Source organism: Acidocella aquatica (assembly GCF_030160635.1).
In the GTDB taxonomy this organism is placed as follows: domain Bacteria; phylum Pseudomonadota; class Alphaproteobacteria; order Acetobacterales; family Acetobacteraceae; genus Acidocella; species Acidocella aquatica.
Genome location: NZ_BSOS01000049.1, coordinates 24,902 through 46,901, shown reverse-complemented (window position 1 = coordinate 46,901; position 22,000 = coordinate 24,902). Strand labels below are relative to the sequence as shown.

The following is a 22,000-nucleotide window of genomic DNA, read 5'->3' as shown; positions in this document are numbered from 1 at the left end:
TTTATATCGTTCATCACATGAAAAACCCGGCCGCTCACACAACGCCGGCCAGCCGCAGCGCGCCCAGCTCCTCGCCGGAGAGACCAAGCATGCCACCCAGTACATCCTGCGTATCCGCGCCCAGCAGCGGGGATGCGCGCTCATCCTCCACCTGGGTACGCGAGAAGCGCATCGGGTTGGCGACGCTGCGCATGGAACCGGCGGAGGGGTGCGGCACGGTCTTGAAGATGCCGCGCGCCCGCACCTGCTCATGTGCCTCCAGATCGGCGAAATTGTTGATCGGGCCGCAGGGCACGCCGATTGTCTCCAGCGCGGAGATCCAGCCCTGGGTCGGCCGCTGCCGCATCAACGCCTCCAGCAGCGGTATCAGCACCGCCCGGTTGGTCACCCGCGCCGGGTTGGTGGCAAAGCGCTCATCGAGCGCCAGCTCCGGCGCGCCGGCGAGCTGGGTGAACCGCCTGAACTGCTCGTCGTTGCCGATGGCCAGAATCGCATGGCCATCCAGGGTCGGGAACACCTGATAAGGCACGATGCTCGGATGCGCGTTGCCCAGCCGCGGCGGCTGCTGCCCCGACACTAGATAACTCATGATCTGGTTGGCCAGCGTGGCGATCTGCACGTCAAACAGCGCGATATCAACATGCTGCCCCAGCCCGCTGCGCTCACGCTCGGCCAGCGCCGCCAGCACCGAAGTGGCGGCATACATGCCGGTGAACACATCGGTCACCGCCACGCCCACCTTCATCGGCTCCCCGTCCGGCTCCCCGGTCACGCTCATCAGCCCGCCCATGCCCTGCATCAAAAAATCATAGCCGGGGTGGGCGCGGTAAGGGCCGGTCTGGCCAAACCCGGTGATCGAGCAATAAATCAGCCTTGGGTTGACCTTTGCCATATCCTCGGGGCCGAGCCCCAGCCTGGCCAAGCCATCAACCTTGAAATTTTCCAGTAAAATGTCGCTCTGCGCGGCCAGCCGCTTCACCAGCGCCTGCCCCTCGGGCCTGGCGAAATCGATCGTCACCGATTTTTTGCCCCGGTTGGCGCAGAGGAAATAGGCGCTCTCGCCGCGCGCCGCGCCCCCCCCCGCGGGCGGCAAAAACGGCGGCCCCCAGCTGCGCGTGTCGTCGCCCACCTCGGGCCGTTCGACCTTGATAACCTCGGCCCCCAGATCAGCCAGCAACTGCCCCGCCCAGGGGCCGGCCAGAATGCGGCTGAGGTCGAGGACGCGAACGCCATGAAGCGGGCCGGGCATGTTCAGGAGCTCCTAAAACGCCGCGATGCCCGTTATCGCGCGGCCCAGGATGAGCGCATGCACATCATGCGCGCCCTCATAGGTGTTCACGGTCTCCAGGTTCACCATGTGGCGGATCACATGATACTCATCGGAAATGCCGTTGCCGCCGTGCATGTCGCGCGCAACGCGGGCGATATCGAGCGACTTGCCGCAGTTGTTACGCTTGAGCAGCGAGATCATCTCCGGCGCGGCCTGGCCCGCATCGAGCAGGCGGCCCAGCTGCAACACACTGTGCAGCCCCAGCGTGATCTCGGTCTGCATATCGGCCAGTTTTTTCTGCACAAGCTGCGTCGCGGCGAGCGGGCGGCCGAACATCTTGCGCCCCAGCGTATATTCGCGCGCGGCGTGCCAGCAAAACTCCGCCGCCCCCAGCGCGCCCCAGGCGATGCCATAACGGGCGTTGTTGAGGCAGGAGAACGGGCCCCGCAGGCCTTTCACACCGGGCAGCAGCGCCTCCTCGGGCACAAACACATCCTGCATCATGATCATGCCGGTGGTGGAGGCGCGCAGGCTCACCTTACCCTCGATCTTGGGCGTGCTCAGCCCCGCGGCGCCGCGCTCGATGAGGAAACCGCGAATATCGCCCGCATCGTCCTTAGCCCACACCAGCAGCACATCGGCGAGCGGTGAATTGGTGATCCAGGTTTTCGAGCCGTTGAGCACATAACCGCCATCCACCTTCACCGCCTTGGTGCGCATCGAGGCGGGGTCAGACCCGGCATCCGGCTCGGTCAGGCCAAAACAGCCGACAAATTCACCCATGCGCAGCTTGGGCAGATACTTATCCTTCTGCGCCTGCGAGCCGAACGCATAGATCGGGTACATCACCAGCGAGGACTGCACCGAGAAGGCGGAACGGTAGCCGCTATCCACGCGCTCCACCTCGCGCGAGATCAGCCCGTAGGCCACATAGCTGACATCCGCGCAGCCATGGGTGCTCAGTGTCGCGCCGAGAAACCCCAGCTCGCCCAGCTCATTCATGATCGTGCGGTCGAAATGCTCCTCGCGGAAACCCTTCAGCACGCGCGGCTGCAATTTGTCCTGGCAATATTCATGCGCGGCATCACGGATGGCGCGCTCTTCCTCGGTCAACAGGCCCTCAAGCAACAAGGGATCGCTCCAGTCGAACGGACCCATTTTCCCTTTGGTGGTTTGCGGCTGCGTCATGGTGAATCCCTTGCTAAAAAACGCCCGGCTCCCCGGGGTGGCGGCGATACTCTTGCCGCAACTTCAAAACCGGCGCAAAGGAATTAAAATACAACTTTAATGCAAAATTTACATTAAATGCCAGATGCCGGAGGTGGCCCGTGGAACTGCATCAACTGCGCTGCTTCGAGATGGTCGCCGAAGAGCTGCATTTCGCCCGCGCGGCAGACCGCCTGGGCATGACCCAATCCGCCGTCAGCCGCACTGTCATGGCGCTGGAGGCCCTGCTCGGCGCCCGCCTCTTCAACCGCAGCAAGCGCTCCAGTGTTACGCTCACCACCACCGGCGCGCTGTTTCTGCCCGAGGCCAGGCTGATCCTGCGCCAGGCAGAGCGCGGCGAGATGGTGGGCAAGCGCGCCGGGCGCGGCGAAATCGGCCGGATTGAAATCGGCTACGTTGCCTCGGCGGCGCTGGCCGGCACCGTGTCAGACTTCGTGCGCCGCTACCGCGCGGTGGCGCCGGGCGTGGATGTGCATCTGCGCGAGCTGGAAACCCCCCGCCAGATCGAGGAAATCGCCACCGGCCGGCTGGACATCGGTTTCATCCGCGCGCGCATGCACTACCCGGTCGAGATCAAGGTGTTCCACCTTAAACGCGACCCCCTGCTGATCGCCCTGCAGGCCGATCACCCCCTGGCGCGCAAAAAAGCATTGTCCCCGGCTGATCTCGCGGGCATTCCCCTGCTGGTGCCCCATTTCGGCGAAGAGGCCGGATTTCTCACCCGCATTCAGGAGTTGGGCCGCGCAGGCGGGTTCAGGCCGGTCATCATGGAGCCGGTACGTGACTTCCTCACCGTCATCACCATTGTCGCCGCCGGGCTGGGCTTTGGGCTGGTGCCGGTTTCCGTGGGCAATCTGCGAATCCCCGGCACGGTGCTGCGCCCGGTGCGCGGCCTCGACCTCAGCTCCGATCTGGTCCTTGCGACCCGTCACGCCGAGGCCTCTCCGGCAGTACGGCAATTCATCGCGTTGCTTGGCAACCAGGCACCGCCCCGATAGCGCGGCCGCACACACCCTGGCGCGTCCCGGCCATGACCATCCGGCCACCGCGCCAGCTTAATGCCGCCGGATCATATGCTTAGTTCATATACAAAGCCTCGATATGCTCACCCTTACGGTCCAGGTTCGTAATCTCATAGGCGTTCCCGCTCTTACGGCAGACGATCAGCCTATCGCGCGGTAACCACGCCCGTGCAATCCGGTTGCTGGTCGGAAAGACCTTAAACTCCTGCCCGGAGGACAAAAACAGCAGCAAGCCGGGCGAGGTGCTCACTGCATCATGATGACAGTCCTGAGCCACCGACGCTGTAATGCTGGCAACCATGAATAAGCAAGCCATAAACAATGACCGCATTTTAATCTCCGGGGTTATTAAAACCTTACGCCACGCATTCGCGTACGCCAGCGCCAGGCCATTCAGCCCGCAAGGGCCACTTATAGCGCAAGGAGCGCACCGTGTAACCGCTTATCTCATTTACTCCAATGGACATACCACCTGTCATGGACTAAACAATTCCCAAATCCGCCCGGAAAGAGGGTCGCGCATCATGAATGATAAATCCCGTTTCGAGTTGTTTGCATATTGGCGCACTTCTGCCACCTACCGGGTGCGTGTGGCGCTCAACCTCAAGGGACTTACCGCGGACGAGCGCTTCGTGAACCTTGAGACGGGTGAGCAACGCAGCGAGGCGTTTTTGCGGATTAACCCGCTGGGCGCGATTCCCGCACTCATAGACCGTGAGGCTCAGCCGGCGCCGCCGATCACCCAATCGCTGGCCATTCTGGAATTCCTCGAAGACATCCACCCGCAAACACCGCTGCTGCCGCATACGCCGCATGGCCGCGCGCGGGTTCGCTCGCTGGCCTCAATGCTGGTGGCCGACACCCATCCGCTGATCACGCCACGCGTGATAAAATACCTCACCGATACGGCCCATTTTGATGCTGATGCCACCCGTGCATGGCGCGCCAACTGGCTTGCAACCGGCTTGCAGGCGTTTGAACAACGCCTGGCCACGGAGGCGGAAACCGGCACATTCTGTCACGGCGATCGCATCACCATCGCGGATATCTGCCTGGCAAGCATCAAGATCGTGCTGCCCATCTTCAAGATCGAGGTGCCGGACACGCCAATGGTGGACCGGATTTTCGCGGCATGCGAAACCCATGAAGCCTTCATGAAGGCAGCACCCTCGCGGCAATTTGGCGCACCGGCGTAACCTGCTGCCTTTTTTAACGGCCGCACGTGGCGCGGCGCCCCCGCCAGATGCCGGCTCTCATCAGCTAAGTGCGTTTGTCAGATAAATCACCAGCGCGATGCCGAGGATAACCAGCATCCCGCTAAGTGTGAAATCCATCTTTCTGCCTGGGCTGGGCTGCATTTCGGGGCTTTCGATTGCTTTCGCTATTGTCTTGAAACGCAGCCCGGATAAAAAAATCAGTGCGGCGCCGGCAACGATCAAACAAAGACCGGCAATATTACCAAACGCCTGACTGGCAGCCATATGAACCCGCTGACCCAGCGTGGATGCCGCGATTTTTAGAAAAATATCAAAGCGTTCAACAAGAAAACCGAATGCCATGATCGCGATGCCGGTCCGCACCCAGGCCAGAAACGTGCGCTCGTTGGCCGCGTGGTCTGTAAAGCTTTTAATTGTCATGGCATATTTCTAACATTCATCCGGGTATAACGTTGTTCAGCGCGAGATTCCAGTTCAGGGCATCCGGCCAAAAAACAGAGCCAGGACAATAACGCGGTTAGACGGCGCATCAGGCTTCAGGAACCTCCCGTGGCAACTTAAAATCATCAAACTCCGGCACCTTGAAACATTCGAGCCAGCCACGCTTCAACTCCCATTCTCGAAACTGTCACGTTTTGTACCAGCGGTAAAATCAGTTGCGCTGAATTGGAACAGCCTCCCCCGTTAATTATCCATCAAGGGCATCATGCTTTGCCCAAAACATGCCGCCCCGCGCCCCGCGCACAGCATGGCACGAAATTTGCTGAGATTGTTGCGGCGCTCCCCGAAGCAGCCCCCTACCAAACCAATAATATCTTAGGAAACAAAATGGCCTATCAGCAGATTGCCGACCAAACCAACAGCTTCTTTATCCCCTGCGTCACCCTTATCGGCCCTGGCTGTGCCAGGGAGGCCGGAACCCGCGCCAAATCGCTTGGCGGCCGCAAGGCGCTGATCGTCACCGATGCCGGCCTGCATAAAATGGGACTGGCCGATACCATCGCGGGCTACATCCGCGAAGCCGGAATCGAAGCCATCATCTTCCCCGGTGCAGAACCCAACCCTACCGACATAAACGTGCATGAGGGCGTTAAGGTCTACCAGGACAATCACTGCGACTTCATCGTCTCTCTTGGCGGCGGCTCTTCGCATGACTGCGCCAAGGGCATCGGCCTGGTCACCGCCGGTGGCGGTCACATCCGCGACTATGAGGGCGTCGACCGCAGCAAAGTGCCGATGACCCCGCTAATCTCGATCAACACCACCGCCGGCACGGCCGCGGAAATGACCCGCTTCTGCATTATCACCAACTCCTCCACCCATGTGAAGATGGCCATCGTCGACTGGCGCTGCACCCCCTTGATGGCCATCGACGACCCCCGGCTGATGGTGGCAAAACCAGGACCGCTGACCGCCGCCACCGGCATGGACGCCCTGACCCACGCCGTGGAAGCCTACGTCTCCACCGCCGCAACCCCCATCACCGACGCCTGCGCCGAGAAAGCCATCCGCCTGATCGGCCAATGGCTACCGCAGGTCGTGGCAAACGGCGAAAATATCGAAGGCCGGACTGCGATGTGCTATGCGCAATACCTCGCGGGCATGGCGTTCAACAACGCCTCCCTCGGTTACGTCCACGCCATGGCCCACCAGCTCGGCGGCTTCTATAATCTGCCGCACGGCGTCTGCAACGCGATATTGCTGCCGCATATCTGTGAATTCAACATGATCGCGGCCACGGACCGCTTCGCGGAGATCGGCCGCCTGCTCGGGGTGAACACTCAGGGTATGACCACCATCGAGGCAGCAAAATCCGCCATCGCGGCAATCCGCGAGCTTTCCAGCTCCATCGGCATACCGGCCGGCCTGGCTGAGCTGGGCGTGAAGGCCGAGGACCATGCGGTCATGGCGGATAACGCACAAAAAGACGCCTGCATGCTCACCAACCCGCGCAAGGCGAACCGGGATCAGGTCATCGCCATCTTCCGCGCGGCCATGTAGATAAAACCACGGCAAAAGTGGCCGCGCCCCAAATGCGGCCACTCTTGTTTCATTCAATATCCAACACCCAGCCCAGACCAGCCCTGAATGACGCTCCCGCGCTGCTCAGGCACAACCAGACCAATTTGCGCTCCAAAACATGATTTTTGACTTCGTCAAGCGGGCAAATCAAATTCCATTGCATATATTTATCAGTCTAACCTGCACAGCAAACGCTTTTCCCACCTTCCCGAAGATATGGAAATCGTCTAGCCTTCAAGGAAACCGGAGGGAAAACACATGGCACGCATTTCATTAGTTACCGGCGGCACTCGTGGGATCGGGGCTGCCATCAGCATCGCGCTCAAACAGGCTGGGCGAACTGTCGTTGCCAACTACGCAGGCAACACCGCCGCTGCCGAGGCTTTCTCCGCTGAAACCGGTATCGAGACCATGCGCTTCGATGTCGGTGACTATGACCAGTGCGTCAACGCGGTAAACGCCATCGTCGCCAAGCACGGCTCTTTGGACATCCTCGTCAACAACGCCGGCATCACGCGTGACACCGTTATCAGCAAAATGACGCGCGACATGTGGGACGCAGTGATCGACACCAACCTTGGCTCCTGCTTCAATCTTTGCAAAGCCGCGTTTGACGGCATGAAGGCGCGCAAATTCGGCCGTATCGTCAACATCGGCTCCATCAACGGCCAGGCCGGGCAATACGGCCAGGTTAACTACGCCGCCGCCAAATCAGGCATCCACGGCTTCACCAAGGCCCTGGCGCTGGAGGGTGCCCGTTATTCCATCACCGCCAACGCCATCGCCCCCGGCTATGTTGATACCGACATGGTGCGCGCCGTCCCGCCTGACGTATTGGAGAAAATCGTCGCCAAAATCCCCCGCGGCCGGCTCGGCAAGGCGGAAGACATCGCGCGCGGCGTGGTGTTTGTCACCGCTGACGAAGCTGATTTCATCACCGGCTCCACGCTCTCCATCAACGGCGGCCAGCATATGTATTGAACGGGCGCAAAGGGCTCCGCCCGCCACCCGGCGGGCAGAGCGCTTTGGCAAGGTCCAGACCTGATAAATATGCGACTCACCTTGAATGGCATAATGCACGCTGAATGAGCAAAATTCACCGCCATCTTTTTTGCTGGCGATTCACGTTTTTGCCTTGCTCAACCAAGTGCCCTTCAAACAATCCACGCAATCATCGTGAACCATCCGGTTCAACCCAATCACATATTGCCCTAACTCGGCACCAGGGATAAATGCTCGTGAACACCGAGCCATTTACCTTCAATCTTATGAAAGATAATCGTTTCTCTCTCATTGTAAACATGCTCGCCGTCATTCGTGGAAACGCGCGTTCTGGTTTCATGAAGGAAAACCGCAATATCTCCATATATTGTGACTTTCTGATTCATTGAAACACATTCTTCCACATGGAATCCAATGTTTTCAATCCACCCGGCCCATTCTTCTTCATAGGCCGCGCGACTCTCTAAAAGCCGATCAACCGAATAGAAGATAAAACTCGCATCCGGAGCAAAATATGAAAAATATTTTTCCCGGTCATTGTTTGCAAACGCCGCGATTAAATCAAGCGCGGTCTGGATAACCTCATTCCCGGCCGGCATCGTACCCCTCCCAATAAAACACATTTGCGCCAGAGAGCAGCATCAATTCATGATAATTGCAATATAACTCTTACGAATCGATGGTGTGAGAATTTCCCATATCATCGAGGTGTCTTTTTCAATGATCCAGGAATCTCCCGGTCCATAAATAACCTCCCGGCCGGATTTTTCATCCGTCATTTTCAGCGCGCCATCCAACAATGTGGCATGTTCATGAAAGCCATAAACCACACGGTAAATACCACGCGTGGCGGCATATAATCCCCCGAATACAGATTTATCCACGCCCCCGATCAGAATCTTTCCCGAAACGGCGATCGGCCCCACAATCGTCACCGCGCCGATATCCTCCGGGCTGCCCCAGGCATCGAGCGTCTCCCGCTCCGCATTCAGCATCAATGGAATCATCATGTTTTTTTCCAATCAATCATCGGCAAGAGTTCAGTAATCTCCCGGCGGAAGGGCAACCCACCCTCGGGCATGAGGTCCTCATCGAGCATCCGCGCATAACGCTGCCCAGCATAGGTGGCATGAGCAATCGTCGCTGGCGCCAGCGCATCGCCGATTGCCGTAACATCCTCGATGCCGGCATCCGCCCATGCTTCGCGGCATGCCAACAGATCCAGCGCCAATTGTTCATTGGGCAGGCGCGCCGTCACCAACACCACCGCATCAGCCATAAAGCGCGTCTGCCGTCCTGTGAAAACACATGCGCCAACCGCCACACCCAGTTCAATTTTTTCCAGTACCTGAAAGGAATGGATGGCAATACCCTTCTCAAGCATCCGCTTTTGAATGAAATGCTGCTCCATCGTATTGCGAGTCCATGTTGAAGCTTCAGAGGCGGGCGTAAGATACGCGACTTCATAATTTTTTTCCGCCAACAATTCGGCAATCACCCCGCCCATGTAGTAATGGTCATCATCCCACACCACCACCTCGCGCCCCGCGGGCATGCGCCCTTCCATGATCTCGGAAGGCGATAACACGCAAGCCCCCTGAGCAATGGGGATTGACCGTGTATGGAAATGGCCGGCGCCATCAGTGCGCCACCTTGCTCCCGTGGCCAGCACAACCCGGGGACAACCAAATTCCAATACATCCGCGGCCTGTAGCCGGCTATCAAAAAAAATCTCCACATTTTTAAGTTTTTGCAGCTGCATCCGCCGGTAATCCGCCACACGGCTCCAAGCGGAAAGACCTGGGAGTTTAGCCTCGGCAATCACCCGCCCGCCAAGCTGTGTTCCCGCTTCCGCCAGCGTCACATCGTAACCGCGCTTGCCCAACACATGCGCCGCCTCCAGCCCGGCCGGGCCAGCCCCCACCACCAAAACAGACCTGGTTTTGCCCTTGGGCTGCACGCGCTCAGGATGCCACCCTTTGCGCCACTCCTCCCCCATGGATGGGTTTTGCGTACAGCGGATCGGCGATTGCGTGAAATCCCCCGACACACAAATGTTGCAGCCGATGCACTCCCTGATATCGTCAAACCGCCCCTCACGAATTTTATTCGGCAAAAACGGGTCAGCAATCGATGGTCTCGCCGCGCCGATAAAATCCACAATACCTTTTTTTACCAGGCTCACCATTCTGTCCGGTGAGGTATACCGGCCAACCCCCACAACTGGCTTTGAGGTAAGACGTTTTATACCAGAAATAAACGGTTCCTGTGCGCCTTCCTCCGAAAAACGCGAAGTCCGGCTATCATTCTCCCAACCTGCCAGGGTCACGTCCCAGAGGTCCGGCAGGTCAGCGATCAGGCCGATCATATCCTCAACCTCCTCTTTATACAGCCCCCCTTCACCCAACAATTCATCAACAGATATTCGCACCGGAATGGCGCAAACATCCCCCACCGCGTCCTTCGTCTCCTCGGTGATCTCGCGCAACAGCCGGATGCGGTTCTCCAATGATCCGCCATACTCATCGGTTCGTTCATTAAACCGCCGGGACAGAAAATGATGCAGAAAACCAAGTGAATGCGCAGCATAAACATAAATCAGGTCAAACCCGGCGCGCCTGGCGCGCCGCACCGCCGCCAAATGCCATTGGCGTAGATTGCGAATATCCTGCAAATCCATCCGCCGTGCCTGCACGGGGTCATAGGTGAAGGTTGCAACCGGCAAATGCGCCGGCCCCATCGGTACCTCCCGCGAATATAAATTGGGACCATTCATACCATTATAAGCCAGTTCGATCCCCGCCAGACTCCCATGTTGATGAATTTTATCCACCATCCGCGAAAGTGCCGGAATATCCCGGTCATCCCACAGGCGTAGTTCAATGAATGGCGTAATATCCGAGGAATAATGAAACTCTACCTGCTCGCTACATACCACGGCCCATCCGCCCTCCGCCTTCACGCCTCGCATGTGAGCAAGCGCCGTCGGGTCGCGGTAGCCCATGCCGTTACAATGCGGCACCTGATAGAAGCGGTTGCGCGCTGTTTTAGGACCAATTTGCACGGGCTCGAACAAAATATCGTAGCGCGAATCATTCGTCATGAATTCTCCAGCGGATATAGATTTATCCAACATTCCAACCGTGAGCAGGGCCAAACCATCAGCATCCGGTGCTGCCCGCGAGCCAGCCGCCATCACGCTGGCCGATTATACACGACAACAGATTCATCCAATGAGATTTGGAACAACCCTTGAATTTCGCCCTAAATTTCTTTAATTACCTGTCGAATTCAGGATAATTCTGCAATTACATCGATCTCCACCAACCATTCCGGCCGCGCCAACGCCACCACAACCAGCCCCGTGAACACGGGGAACACGCCCTTCAGCCACTTGCCCGCAACCCGATACACTGCTTCGCGATGCCGGATATCCGTCAGGTAGACCGTGACCTTGCAGATATTCTCCAATGAAGCACCAGACTCGCGAAGCAATAGGTCAATATTCTCCATCACCTTCTCCGCCTGACCCGCCGCATCTCCAACCGCGACATTCTCCCGTGTGTCCAGATCCTGCGGCACCTGGCCACGCAGATAAATCGTCTTTCCCGCAATTACCGCCTGACATAAATCATTATCAAGATTCTGTTCCGGGTAGGTATCGCGGGTGTTGAACCGCCGCAGACGCTTATGGATCATACTCTCAACTCCTATTCCGCCGCTTGACGCACAGCCTCGGCGCCGCCAGGCACATTCGCCGACAACCCAGCAGATTTATGCACCACCCGCAGCGTCTCATCCCAATCAAAATTATTATACACCGACGCCAAATGCGCAAACGGTGGTGATTGCGCGAAAAGCTGGAAGGTCAGCCGGTGTCCGGCATAGTCCGAGTTCAGCAAATCCCGCGCAAAAGCTAGCAACTTGCGCCGGTCATCAGCTTGCCACTGATCATTGATCGTATAGAATTTCTCCAGCCATGGCCCGGTCTCCGGATGCGCGAAGGAAGCCGAATCAGGCGTCACACAAATCTGTCCGCCACAAAGCTCACGAGCTATATGCATCATATGGTGCAATTGTGAACACGCCAAGACCCTTCCTGTGTATAGCAAAGACTGATTGGGCATCATCAGTCCGCCAGGACTTTTCTGCGCTGTCGCAATAGCCGCCGTGAGATGCGCATTGATTCCCTCGCGATAGCAAGCAAGCTGCGCGAGTTTTTCCTGCACTGCCTGTTGTTTATCAAGCCCCGTCTGCCGCGCGTTGAACAAGGCCGCGCCAATCATCATATCCGCGAGTTTTAAATTACGTTGCACAAACGCAAAGGCGCTGTAACGATGCAACGTGGAACGAATGAACGTTGCTGCCTTGGTGTGTCTATAAAACAGAACATTCTCCCAAGGGATCAGCACATTATCGAAAATCACCAGCGTATCCACCTCATCGAATTTATTCGAAAGCGGATAATCCGCCGCGGGCGCACGTCCCGAAAACCCCGTGCGGCAGATAAATTTTAGATTTGGTGAGCCCAGATCGCATACAAACCCGACCGCATAATCGGAGAGTTCAGCATTCCCCCAATTGGCAATTGTCGGCTTCGTGAATGCCTGGTTGGAATAGGCTGCCGCGGTTTCATATTTCGCGCCTCGCACAATAATTCCGGCATCGGTCTCCTTTACCACGTGCAACAGCATGTCAGGATCTTGGTCCTGTGGCCGTTTGGAGCGATCACCCTTCGGATCGGTATTCGCCGAGACATGAAACGGATCCTCCCGCACCGCCTTGTCGATATGCCGCCGAATATTCTCAGAAAACTGTGGATTTACCTCATTTAAAACATCCTGCCCATCAAAGAGCGACCACATCTCACCGATCGTCTCATCCCCAACGCGCGTCACAATCCCACCAACATCATTGAGCACGGCTTCTGTCGAAGCACGCTTTGCGTGCCAATCCTCCTTCGTGAATGGCAACTTAAGACCGATTGCCGAACTATTACCCAATTCGTCCTTATAGCACATCACCGGCGCTGTCTTCGGATCATGCTGCATATCATAAATCCGCGCGCGAATATCAACGAGCGGCTTAAACATTGGGTGGAGAGTTACATCCTTAACGATCTCACCGTTTATCCAAACCCTGCGGCCATCGCGAATAGAGTCCTTGTACTGCTGTCCGGTACGAATCATTTTAAAACCCCTTTAGTTTGTAATCACTCAAGCCGCGAGACCAGGCTTGAAATTCATCACGCGCGCATAATTCTGACGGACATAGGCAAGCGGCGGTTCACTGCCGCTCACCGCCAAGACAACCCGGCCGATCAGAATCACATGCGTCCCAGCATCATGTATCTGCTCAACGTCACAGTGGAAACTTGCGCACGCGCCTTCCAGGCGAGGCGGCAAATCGGCAGCGTCATCCGCCCATTCTGCCTGGCCAAAATCAAATGCGGGGCCACCATCCACAGAAAATCGTCCCGCGAAACAATCCGCAATATTGGTCTGCTGCTCCGATAAAAGGTTAACCGTAAATTTCTGATTTTGTTTCACCGCGGCACCCACCGGACTGCGGCGATTTATACACGCAAGCAACATCGGCGGATCAGCTGAAACCGAGGCAATGGCACTCACCGTCACCCCGAAGCGCCCGGCTGATCCGTCTGTGGTCACCACGCTAACAGCCGTGGGGGCACAACGCATGGCCGCCACAAAGGCCATTCTGTTAGATGCTGCACGATCTTCATTAATATCCGATATTGGAACAATTGCATGATTTGCCATTGATTTTCTCCTCACGTCTCTACATGCCAGATCAGGCAGCTAAGATAAAATCAATACTATTAAATTTTTACCTCAGTAAAACAAAACCAAACATGCCTACATTCCATATTTAATCCAAGTGGTTTTCAGTGCTGTGAATTTTTCCAGAGCATGCAAGGATAGATCCCTGCCAAAGCCTGATTGCCCGATACCACCAAAAGGTGTCTGCGGACTCAGCGCATCCACCGTATTTACTGAAACCGTGCCCGCCCGCAACCGCTCCGAGACACGCAACGCGCGGTCGATATCTGCCGTCCACACCGAGGCCGCCAGACCATAAACACTCTCGTTGGCAAGACGGATCGCCTCTTCCTCGGAATCGAACGCGACTACCGATAATACCGGTCCAAAAATCTCTTCTCGAAACAAAAATGAATCAGATTTTACGTTGGTAAAAATGGTTGGCTGCATAAAAGCGCCTCCCGGATGCACCTGCGCCGGCACGCCACCGCTCACCAGCCGGGCCGTTTTGCAACCTCGCTCCACATACCCCATAACATGTGCCAGATGCGCCTTGTCCACCAGCGCACCCATGCGGCTCTCAGGATCCAGCGGATCCCCCGGCTGCATATTCCGCGCCAGCACTTCTAACCGCTCCACGAATTCGTTATGGATACGCCGCTCCACCAGTAGACGCGCATTGGCTGAACACACTTGCCCAGCGTTAAAAAATATTCCAAACGCAGCCATCTGCGCCGCTGAATCCAGGTCTTTCGTATCAGCAAAAACGAGGTTGGGACTTTTGCCGCCAAGTTCCAGCCAAACCTGCTTTAAATTGGACTGTCCAGAATATCCCATCAACGATCGGCCCACATGGGTCGAACCCGTAAAGACCAGGCAATCAACATCGTTGTTCAAGGCCAGCGCATCACCTGCACCACGCCCAAGTCCCGTCACTACATTCAAGATGCCATCCGGCAGTCCCGCCGCCTTGGCCAGTTCTGCAAGCCGCAATGCGGAAAACGGTGACCGCTCGGAGGGCTTGAGCACCACCGAATTGCCCGCCGCAATCGCCGGCGCGCACTTCCATGCCGCGATATCAAACGGAAAATTCCACGGGATGATCGCGCCCACCACGCCGAGGGGAACGCGCCGTACCAGCGCGAGATTTCCCGCATCCACCGGCGCGACCTCATCGGAAATTTTATCCATCGCCTCAGCATAATAACGCCAGACGGCGGCAGCACCTGGGATATCAATCGAGGCTGCTTCAGCCACAGGTTTTCCCATATCCAGACTCTCGGTCAGTGCCAGTTCAACGGCATTTTCCTCAATCAGGTCTGCCAGACGAAGTAGCACCGCACGCCGCTCAGCCAGAGTTTTTCCTACCCAGCGCCGATCCTCAAATGCCCTCCTGGCAGCCTTCACTGCCAGGTCCACATCCGCCGCGTCTCCCTTTGCGACTTGTGCCAAAACAGCGCCCGTCGCTGGGTTGATTTTGGTAAAAGTTGCCCCACTCAGTGCCGGCACAAATTGACCATCGATAAAAAGATCTGATTTCAGAATGATAGACAATGAGCGTTTCCGCCAATCCTGATATGAAAGCGCCATCATCAAATAACCCTATCCTCTGGATATTTCCTGCTCAACCGCACCTAGCGGAATATCCGCATTGAGCTTGTATCGCGCAGGCCGGAATAAAACGATCCCGGCCAATAGCGTGCCCACACCCACCACAGTTGTGGTCGTATTAAACGTCGTGATCGCGAACAACCCAAGGCCGATCAAAAATACTGAGCTAACACCTGGGAAAACTGAAAATGCCAGCCAATACAACCAAGACTCCCGATAGGTCTTCCGAAACACCCAGGCTGATACCAGCCCCGCCATGCCAAAATAATACGCGACCTGCAAACCTGAAGCCGTCACGCCGTCGCTGAGAATCGCACTGACAGATGGCATGAATCCCGTAAGGAGAATACCCGCGAGCCCGGTTCCAATCAGCCAATAAGTCGCGGGCATCGGCGTTTGTGTCTTCTGGCTTACCTGACCTAGATAATGCGGCAAGGCACCATCGCGCCCCATGGCAAAGAGTGTCCGGGTTACCTGCAGCATGCCAGTCTGCACGGTAGCCACGCTGGAAAAAATGACCGCGATTGATGCGACCAGTCCCCCCGTTCTACCGAGTCCCGCGGCGATCGCGATTTCATACAACAGATTGCTGCTGAAATTTCCTGTCTGCGCGAAAGTGAATAGTACCAGCGTCGCCCCGGCATAAAGTGAATATAGGACAATGGTCACAATCACTCCCGACAGCCCGCCGTTTCCAGCGGCATGCTCACCGTTCTTGGTTTCCTCCCCGAGATTCGCGGTAACATCCCAACCCCAGTATAAAAAGACCACGACCAAGGCTGAGGCTGAAAAACTCGCGGCTGAAAAATTGTGGATCAAGTAGCCTGGGCTATATAGATGCCATGAAAATGCATTTGCGAAGGGTACGGTATGCACTTTTACCAGCGCCGCAATGCCAACGCCTAACAACACGACCATCTCGAATGATAGCATGAGAATTTGCAAATAGCTGGTGAGTTTTATTCCCAGCATAATGATGCCGGTTATCAACAAAAACCATAAAGTCGAAAGCATCGTGATCACAGCAACATTATTCACCATGCTTGGAGCAATGAAATTCAATAGCGCCGTGGAGAGTGGCACCACACCGGAGATGATGAAAATCATTTGCGCGGTAATCAACGCCCAACCCGCCATGAAGCCATTAACCTTGCCAAATGCCTGACCTACCCAGTTATAAGCGGCACCGGCATGGGTCAGGCGTTTATTCAGCGCCTTGTAGGCCAACGCGATGCCAAGCATCGGCACGGCAAAAATTAGTACATACAACGGACTTAACAGCCCGGCGGCCGCAATGAGCGAGCCCATCGCCAAAGAAATCGCATTGGCCGGTCCAGAGCCAGCCACGCCCAATACCAGAGATTCAAAAAAGGAAAGAGCATCCTCACGAAGTTTATGTGTCATCCCATATCTCCTTTTTTAATTTGCGTGTTTAGACCAGTCTTCCATATAATTCCCGGCGGCGATCCTGCCGGTAGGGGTAAATCTGCGCACAAGCCTGCAATCTCTCATGGCTAATCTGCGCGATCAGAAGCGTATCGCCATCTTCCGTTACTTTATCGATTTTTCCATCGGGCCCAGCCAACCTGGATAACCCAAGAAAATTCATGTTATTTTCCATTCCCGCATGGTTACAATAGGCAATAAAGACCTGATTCTCGACCGCTCGTGCGGGTACAATATACTCTGGAACAGCGCTATATTCCTTGGTCAATGCCGTGGGAATCAGAATCAGCTCAGCACCAGATAGCGCCACGCTTCGTACAGCCTCTGGAAACTCTACATCGTAACAAATCAGCATGCCGATTTTCCAGCCGTTCAGCATAAACGGTTCGGAAAAACCATTTCCAGGCTTATAAATTGCGTGCTCAAAGGCACCAAAGAGATGCGTCTTGCGATAATGTCCTAATGCCGCGCCACCTGGGCCAATGGCCTGCACGGCGTTGAATATATCGTTTGATTTTAAATCATGCTCTGCATATCCATAAACAATAGCAATATTCTCGCGGCGCGCGATCTCGGAAATCTGCCGCGCAGCAGGACCATCCACGGGTTCGGCCAGTGCCTTTATGTCATCCGCCACATTATAGCCGGCGAGATAACACTCCGGACACAATAAAAGCTTGGCACCAGCCGCGCTGGCGGCGCGGGCGTTTTGCGCCAATGCCGCCAGATTGGCTTGCTTATCACCCGGCGCACCAATTCTTTGCCAAATTCCAATTTTCACTGCAGACCACTTGGCACAAAATTCAGTGCCCTCGCCTTCTGGGCCATAAAGTAATAAACAGGGCTCACGACACAAAGACCAACGATCCACGAAATATCAACACCATCCAGCATATTCGCGACCGGCCCAGTGTAGAGAGTGGTATTCACGAATGGCAATTGGATCAAGATTCCTAGAATATAACAGAATATCGCGGATTTATTGAATTTTCCATAAACCCCTCCATCCCGCGTGAAGAAAGACGCCACATCATAATCGCCATGGCGAACCAAATAGAAATCAACCAAATTCACTGCCGTCCAAGGCACCAGTACATAAAGTAGCAGCAAGATGAAGTTGGTATAATTCGTCAGGAAGTTGGCCGCCGCGAAAATGGCGATGAATAACCCTATAACCGTAATGGCAATCGCGACCACAACCCGCGCTGCCGGCCCAGCTTTCCAGTCCGGCGCAAAAGTCTGTACGAGAGTGATACTCGAGAGCACGCCGCAATATAGGTTCATCGCGTTTGTTCCCGCGATCCCCACTGAGAAGATGATCACGATCAAGAAACTTGCAGGGCCGGTGAAGGTGGTCAAGCCTCCCACCACATTGCCATCGCTCGCCAGAAGCCCCAGCATCGCACCGAGCACCATCGGCAAAATAGAACCCAGCGTGCAGCCCCAATAGGACGCCCAGAACGCCGGTACAGCGCCCGTATCCTGTGGCATATAGCGCGTATAGTCAGAGACATACGGCGCATAGGCGATCTGCCATAGCGCCCCCACGGATACCATGCTAAAAAATCCCGACGTGGTGTAGCTATTCATGGTCATAAAATTCGCAGGCAAACCATGAATGAAAATGATCCAGCCAAAAGACAGAAGCAGCGCAAATCCGGAGAGCCAGGTTAGCACCCGCGCATAGGCGTGGATCAGGTCATGGCCAAAAATTGTCGCCACCACACTGATGACCGCGATCATTACGAGAAACACATTCTGGCTGATCCCCGGAATAATCGTGTTGAGCGACTGCCCGCCCAGCACAATATTTGAAGCCAGAAAGCCGACATACATGATGATCACAATACCAATCACCAAAACCGCGCCGATTGAGCCAAACTGCCCGCGCGTTTGCACCATCTGCGGAACACCAAGCCGCGGCCCCTGCGCGGCGTGCAGCGCCATGAAGATCGCGCCAACCAGATTCCCCACGGCAATCGAGGCAATGGCACTCATGAAAGAGAGCTTGAAAACCGTTGTGGCCAACGCACCTGTTACGATCGTCAACATCATGATGTTGGAGCCAAACCAGATGGTGAACAAATCCATCGAGCGCCCATGGCGCTGGTCCCTTGGTATCTGATAGATCGTATGCTGTTCAATTTTGGTTGGATTTTCGTTCAATGTTTCCACGGTTTTTTCCTCGGTTTAAAATTTCCGCGCGCAGCCAGGCCGGTCAGGACGACGGCACACCGTCTTACAAAAAACACGGCGTTTTAAGGACATAAATCGGGTATTATCACGAGATTTCGCGCCATAACTCCACTCTCACCAACAAGATTTTCGTAATTATTGGATTTAGCTTACACGATGCCTTCTCGTTTTTTGCATCGATTTTATTAAAGCAATGAGCGAAGTTTGTTTTAGGTTTTGCACGCCGCCGTAGCAGCTGCCTCATTCGGCGCCTAATATTCGTGCATTGATGCTGACTTTGCAGCGATCGCGGTCGGCGCTATGTCTTGATGAATGGACACTCTTTCAACACTGGCCGGCCTCGTGGCCTTTCCCACCGTCAGCCGCGACAGTAACCATGAGCTAATCGCCTACATAGCCGCCCGGCTCGCCGCCGCCGGTGGCAATGTGCGCGAGATACCTGGCAACATCCCCGGCAAGAGCAATCTGTTCGCGAGCTTCGGCCCCACCACCGGCCAGGGTATCATTCTCTCCGGACATAGCGATGTGGTTCCGGCCAGCGAGCCTGGCTGGATCACGGATCCGTTCCACCTGAGCGCGCGGGGAGACCGGCTTTATGCGCGCGGCGCCTCCGACATGAAGGGCTTTATCGCCAGCATGATAACGCTTGCCGAGCAAAGCAAAAGCATCCCCCTCACACGCCCGCTGCATCTTGCCATTTCCTACGATGAGGAAATCGGCTGCGTCGGCGTACGCCACATGCTCCAGCGCCTGGAGGCCGAAGGTTTTCAGGCGGCGGGCTGTATTATCGGTGAGCCCACCGGCTTGCGGGTCGCCACCGGGCATAAAGGCAAAATTGCTGGCTGCATCTGCTGCCGCGGCGAATCCGCCCACTCGGCCGACCCCTCGCTTGGCTGCAACGCCATCAACCTCGCCAGCGCCATGATCCAGGAAACCGAGGCACTGCAAACCTGGCTGAGGGACAATGGTGCGAATGACTCCGCCTATGCATTCCCGCATAGCAGCGTGCATATCGGCACCATCAAAGGCGGCACGGTACTCAATATTATTCCAGAGCGCTGCGATATGGATTTTGAAATCCGTCATCTTCCTGGAGACGATCCCGCAATGTTGCTCGAACGCCTGCGCGCACGGGCTGCTGCCCTCACGCAAGCGGTGCGCGGCAGCGGCCGCCGCGCCAGCATCGAGGTGCGGGTGGACAATGAATATCCGGGCCTGGAAACACCCGAGAATTCCCCCATCGCAACACGCGCAACCCAGGCATCCGGCAATGCGGAAACCATCAAGATTTCATTCGGCACGGAGGCAGGTCTGTTTACAAAAACGCTGGGTTTACCATGCGTTGTTTGCGGCCCGGGCTCCATAGACCGCGCACACAAACCCAATGAATATATCCTACGCGAGGAATTAGACGCCTGCGACCGGTTCCTCCGCCGCGTGGTGCAAACTTAGCCCGTGCCGGGCAACGGCTTATCACGCAAAACATCGTCGCAGATTTTTGCAAACGCCACCGCGGCCGGCGTGCGCCGCAACCCCCGCAACATCGCAATCCCATGCACCAGCGGCTGCAGCGAAGTCTCCAGCGTTAAATAGGATAATTTGCGTCCGTCCAGCGTCGAGAGGTTTTTCGGCCGCGCATTTGCGAGACTATAGCCCTCCCCGCGCGCCACCAGGCTACGAATTACATCGATATACTGAAACCGCCCGGTGATATGCGGCGTCACCCCCGCTTGGCGAAACAGCGATAAAAAATAGTCCCGGCTGAATGGCAGATCCAGCAGGATAAAATTTTCGCCCGCCAGCTCCTCCAACTTCACTGATTTTCGCTGCGCCAGGGCATGCCCCGCATCCACAAACGCATAAGGCGGCAAGGGAGCGAGCGGGGAAAATTCAAAATCCGCCGGAATGTTCATATCATAAGTCAGCAGCAATGATATCTGGCCGCTGCGCAGACTCTCAAACATCTCTGTCTGGTGTCCTGCAATCGGGTTCACGCGCACCGCCGGATAGCGCTTCTTGAATACCGATAAAAGCTCAGGTATTGCAAGGGGAAACAGTGTCGATAAACAACCGATCTCCAATGGTCCAGACACGCGCGAGGAAATCTCAGAAGCCGCTTTCTGTAATTCTTCCGCCTGCATCAACAGGCCCTTGGCCTCCAGCAAAAACCGCTGCCCCTCGGTGGTGAGCGAGAGCCCCTGGGCATGGTGCCTGATGAACAGTTGAATCCCGAACACCTCCTCCAGCCCGGTAATGGCCGAGGAGATGGAGGGCTGCGATATATTCACCCGCTCCGCCGCCAGCGTGATGCTGCCGGTCTCCGCCGTCGCCACAAAATATGCAATCTGTCTCAGCGTGAATCGCATGTCTCTGCTTTGCCCTTTTTATGCCAAACCGTCAAAATAAAATATTTTACAAAACCAGGCCGGCACGGGAATACTGCGCCAGCTCTGTATGAAAGTTCCGCCATGACCTTCTCCCTCGCCGCGCGCTGCCTGAGAACCGGCCAGTTCGCCGCAGCGGTCACCTCGTCCTCGCCGGCCGTGGCCGCGCGTTGCGCCTTTGCGCGCGCCGGCGTGGGCGCCGCCACCACCCAGAACATCACAGACCCGCGGCTTGGGCCACTGGCGCTGGATTTCCTCGCGCGGGGAATGAGCGCGGCAGAGGCATGCGCCGCCACGATGGCCCAGGCCCCCTACCCGGACTACCGCCAGATCACCCTTATCGGCAGTTCTGGCCAGGGCGCGCAGCACTCGGGCCAAAAAACGCTCGGGCTGCACGCTTGGGCCCCAGGAGCGGATTGCGTCTCGGCTGGAAATTTGCTGGCCAACACCAATGTCCCCGCCGCCGTGGTGCGCGCCTTTGAGGCAACCTCCCAGGCCGATGAACTCGGCACCCGCGTCATCGCCGCCCTGCAGGCCGGGCTGGAAGCGGGCGGCGAGGCCGGGCCGCTCAAATCCGCCGGGCTCATTCTCACCGGCGATGCCGCCTGGCCCATCGCTGACCTAAGAGTGGATTGGCACGAAGCCCCGCTGGCGGAACTCGCGTCCCTTTGGGCGCTTTGGCAGCCGCAAATGCAGGATTACGTCACCCGCGCGCTCAACCCGGCCAGCGCGCCAGCCTACGGGGTTCCCGGGGATTTATAGCGCCTGTCCCGCTCCACCGCGCCGCCTGCGATTGCTTAAGCGCGGCATGAGGCTGTAACCA

21 protein-coding genes are annotated in these 22,000 nt (G+C 56.6%); 6 read left to right on the top strand and 15 right to left on the bottom strand.

Going from position 1 to position 22,000, the window contains the following annotated elements; translation table 11 throughout:
- Positions 1-34: 34 nt before the first annotated feature.
- Positions 35-1,249: a CaiB/BaiF CoA transferase family protein gene (locus QQJ84_RS08815; RefSeq protein ID WP_284257780.1), complete on the bottom strand. Its 1,215-nt coding sequence runs from the start codon at positions 1,247-1,249 to the stop codon at positions 35-37.
- 12 nt (positions 1,250-1,261) lie between these two features.
- Positions 1,262-2,458, bottom strand: a complete 1,197-nt coding sequence (locus QQJ84_RS08810; protein WP_284257779.1) for an acyl-CoA dehydrogenase — start codon at positions 2,456-2,458, stop codon at positions 1,262-1,264.
- 140 nt (positions 2,459-2,598) lie between these two features.
- Here QQJ84_RS08810 and QQJ84_RS08805 point away from each other — a divergent pair, with 140 nt between their 5' ends.
- Positions 2,599-3,495 (top strand): LysR family transcriptional regulator, encoded by an 897-nt coding sequence (locus QQJ84_RS08805; protein WP_284257778.1) that lies wholly within the window; start codon positions 2,599-2,601, stop codon positions 3,493-3,495.
- A gap of 79 nt (positions 3,496-3,574) precedes the next feature.
- Here QQJ84_RS08805 and QQJ84_RS08800 read toward each other — a convergent pair whose 3' ends face one another.
- Positions 3,575-3,769 carry a hypothetical protein gene (locus QQJ84_RS08800; RefSeq protein ID WP_284257777.1) on the bottom strand — a complete coding sequence of 65 codons (195 nt, stop codon included), beginning with the start codon at positions 3,767-3,769 and terminating at the stop codon, positions 3,575-3,577.
- 274 nt (positions 3,770-4,043) lie between these two features.
- Here QQJ84_RS08800 and maiA point away from each other — a divergent pair, with 274 nt between their 5' ends.
- Positions 4,044-4,715, top strand: a complete 672-nt coding sequence (gene maiA / locus QQJ84_RS08795; protein ID WP_284257776.1) for a maleylacetoacetate isomerase — start codon at positions 4,044-4,046, stop codon at positions 4,713-4,715.
- 60 nt (positions 4,716-4,775) lie between these two features.
- Here the strand turns inward: maiA and QQJ84_RS08790 are convergent, their stop codons facing one another.
- On the bottom strand, positions 4,776-5,156 hold the full coding sequence (locus tag QQJ84_RS08790) for a YidH family protein (protein ID WP_284257775.1): 381 nt from the start codon (positions 5,154-5,156) through the stop codon (positions 4,776-4,778).
- A 408-nt stretch (positions 5,157-5,564) separates the two neighbouring features.
- Between QQJ84_RS08790 and mdh the strand changes: the two genes are divergently transcribed.
- Together mdh and phbB are read left to right on the top strand one after the other, a co-directional pair.
- Entirely contained in the window at positions 5,565-6,737 is a 1,173-nt protein-coding gene (gene mdh, locus QQJ84_RS08785; protein ID WP_284257774.1) for an iron-dependent methanol dehydrogenase, read from the top strand.
- 279 nt (positions 6,738-7,016) lie between these two features.
- Positions 7,017-7,739: an acetoacetyl-CoA reductase gene (gene phbB, locus QQJ84_RS08780; RefSeq protein WP_284257773.1), complete on the top strand. Its 723-nt coding sequence runs from the start codon at positions 7,017-7,019 to the stop codon at positions 7,737-7,739.
- A gap of 230 nt (positions 7,740-7,969) precedes the next feature.
- Here the strand turns inward: phbB and QQJ84_RS08775 are convergent, their stop codons facing one another.
- From QQJ84_RS08775 to QQJ84_RS08730, 10 genes are all read right to left on the bottom strand, one after another.
- Entirely contained in the window at positions 7,970-8,359 is a 390-nt protein-coding gene (locus QQJ84_RS08775) for a YybH family protein (RefSeq protein ID WP_284257772.1), read from the bottom strand.
- Between the two features lie 42 nt (positions 8,360-8,401).
- Positions 8,402-8,770 carry a cupin domain-containing protein gene (locus tag QQJ84_RS08770; RefSeq protein ID WP_284257771.1) on the bottom strand — a complete coding sequence of 123 codons (369 nt, stop codon included), beginning with the start codon at positions 8,768-8,770 and terminating at the stop codon, positions 8,402-8,404.
- Positions 8,767-10,863, bottom strand: coding sequence for an oxidoreductase (locus QQJ84_RS08765; protein WP_284257770.1), 2,097 nt, complete (start codon positions 10,861-10,863; stop codon positions 8,767-8,769). The genes QQJ84_RS08770 and QQJ84_RS08765 overlap by 4 nt, the downstream gene beginning before the upstream one ends.
- A 188-nt stretch (positions 10,864-11,051) precedes the next feature.
- Positions 11,052-11,459 (bottom strand): RidA family protein, encoded by a 408-nt coding sequence (locus tag QQJ84_RS08760; RefSeq protein WP_284257769.1) that lies wholly within the window; start codon positions 11,457-11,459, stop codon positions 11,052-11,054.
- An 11-nt stretch (positions 11,460-11,470) separates the two neighbouring features.
- Complete coding sequence (locus QQJ84_RS08755; RefSeq protein ID WP_284257768.1) at positions 11,471-12,949, bottom strand: 4-hydroxyphenylacetate 3-hydroxylase family protein; 1,479 nt, start codon at positions 12,947-12,949, stop codon at positions 11,471-11,473.
- 27 nt (positions 12,950-12,976) lie between these two features.
- Positions 12,977-13,540 (bottom strand): flavin reductase family protein, encoded by a 564-nt coding sequence (locus QQJ84_RS08750; RefSeq protein ID WP_284257767.1) that lies wholly within the window; start codon positions 13,538-13,540, stop codon positions 12,977-12,979.
- A 96-nt stretch (positions 13,541-13,636) separates the two neighbouring features.
- Positions 13,637-15,133, bottom strand: coding sequence for an aldehyde dehydrogenase (locus tag QQJ84_RS08745; RefSeq protein WP_284257766.1), 1,497 nt, complete (start codon positions 15,131-15,133; stop codon positions 13,637-13,639).
- A 9-nt stretch (positions 15,134-15,142) separates the two neighbouring features.
- Positions 15,143-16,555: an APC family permease gene (locus tag QQJ84_RS08740; protein WP_284257765.1), complete on the bottom strand. Its 1,413-nt coding sequence runs from the start codon at positions 16,553-16,555 to the stop codon at positions 15,143-15,145.
- Between the two features lie 28 nt (positions 16,556-16,583).
- Positions 16,584-17,378 (bottom strand): carbon-nitrogen hydrolase family protein, encoded by a 795-nt coding sequence (locus QQJ84_RS08735; RefSeq protein ID WP_284257764.1) that lies wholly within the window; start codon positions 17,376-17,378, stop codon positions 16,584-16,586.
- Positions 17,375-18,772 (bottom strand): purine-cytosine permease family protein, encoded by a 1,398-nt coding sequence (locus QQJ84_RS08730; protein WP_284257763.1) that lies wholly within the window; start codon positions 18,770-18,772, stop codon positions 17,375-17,377. Before QQJ84_RS08730 ends, QQJ84_RS08735 begins: the two co-directional genes overlap by 4 nt.
- Before the next feature lie 333 nt (positions 18,773-19,105).
- Between QQJ84_RS08730 and argE the strand changes: the two genes are divergently transcribed.
- On the top strand, positions 19,106-20,245 hold the full coding sequence (gene argE, locus QQJ84_RS08725; RefSeq protein ID WP_284257762.1) for an acetylornithine deacetylase: 1,140 nt from the start codon (positions 19,106-19,108) through the stop codon (positions 20,243-20,245).
- On the opposite strand, the gene QQJ84_RS08720 is transcribed toward argE, so the two are convergent.
- Entirely contained in the window at positions 20,242-21,159 is a 918-nt protein-coding gene (locus QQJ84_RS08720) for a LysR family transcriptional regulator (protein ID WP_284257761.1), read from the bottom strand. The two genes, argE and QQJ84_RS08720, sit on opposite strands and share 4 nt — an antisense overlap.
- A 102-nt stretch (positions 21,160-21,261) precedes the next feature.
- Between QQJ84_RS08720 and QQJ84_RS08715 the strand changes: the two genes are divergently transcribed.
- On the top strand, positions 21,262-21,939 hold the full coding sequence (locus tag QQJ84_RS08715; RefSeq protein WP_284257760.1) for a DUF1028 domain-containing protein: 678 nt from the start codon (positions 21,262-21,264) through the stop codon (positions 21,937-21,939).
- Positions 21,940-22,000 lie beyond the last annotated feature (61 nt).